This window comes from Streptomyces sp. NPDC057424, from assembly GCF_042803315.1.
GTDB lineage: Bacteria > Actinomycetota > Actinomycetes > Streptomycetales > Streptomycetaceae > Streptomyces.
Genome location: NZ_JBHVCP010000138.1, coordinates 1 through 1,172, shown reverse-complemented (window position 1 = coordinate 1,172; position 1,172 = coordinate 1). Strand labels below are relative to the sequence as shown.

The window sequence follows — 1,172 nt, the reverse complement described above, 5'->3', positions numbered from 1 at the left end:
GCGGCGGCGTTGACGCCGGAGGTGGACGAGGTCCTGGGCCGGCATCCGCTGCGGGACCTGGTCACCAGCAGCGAGCCCCTGCCGCTGCTCGTGGAGCGGGAGCGGGCGCTGTACGGCTCGTGGTACGAGTTCTTCCCGCGCTCGGAGGGCACCCCGCAGCAGCCCCACGGCACGTTCCGCACCGCGGCCCGCAGGCTGCCGGCGATCGCCGCGATGGGCTTCGACGTGGTCTACCTGCCGCCGATCCACCCGATCGGCACGACCTTCCGCAAAGGCAGGAACAACACTCTCTCCCCCGGCCCCGACGACGTCGGCGTGCCCTGGGCGATCGGCTCCCCCGAGGGCGGCCACGACGCCGTCCACCCCGGCCTGGGCACGCTGGAGGACTTCACCTGGTTCGTCGGGCGGGCGCGGGAGCTGGGCATGGAGGTGGCGCTGGACTTCGCGTTGCAGTGCTCGCCGGACCATCCCTGGGTGCACAAGCACCCGGAGTGGTTCCACCACCGCCCCGACGGCACCATCGCCTACGCGGAGAACCCGCCGAAGAAGTACCAGGACATCTACCCCATCGCCTTCGACGCCGACATGGACGGCCTGGTCGCCGAGACGGTGCGGGTGCTGCGGCACTGGATGGACGCCGGGGTGCGGATCTTCCGGGTGGACAATCCGCACACCAAGCCGGTGGTCTTCTGGGAGCGGGTGATCGCGGACGTCAACCGCACCGACCCCGATGTGATCTTCCTGGCCGAGGCGTTCACCCGCCCGGCGATGATGCACACCCTGGCCCAGATCGGCTTCCAGCAGTCCTACACCTACTTCACCTGGCGCAACACCAAGCAGGAGCTGACCGAATATCTGACGGAGCTGTCGGGCGAGGCCGCCTCCTACATGCGGCCGAACTTCTTCGCCAACACCCCCGACATCCTGCACGCCTACCTCCAGCACGGCGGCCGGCCCGCCTTCGAGGTCCGGGCCGTCCTCGCGGCGACCCTCTCCCCGGCCTGGGGCATCTACTCCGGCTACGAGCTGTGCGAGAACACCCCGCTGAAGGAGGGCAGCGAGGAGTACCTGAACTCGGAGAAGTACCAGCTCAGGCACCGCGACTGGGAAGCGGCCGAACGTGAGGGCCGCACCCTCACCCCACTGCTGACCCGGCTCAACACCGTCCGGCG

At 69.8% G+C, this 1,172-nt stretch carries 1 pseudogene; it reads left to right on the top strand.

The features are described 5' to 3' along the window. Positions 1 to 1,172: pseudogene (locus ACFU3E_RS38465) on the top strand (alpha-1,4-glucan--maltose-1-phosphate maltosyltransferase); the annotation flags it as partial.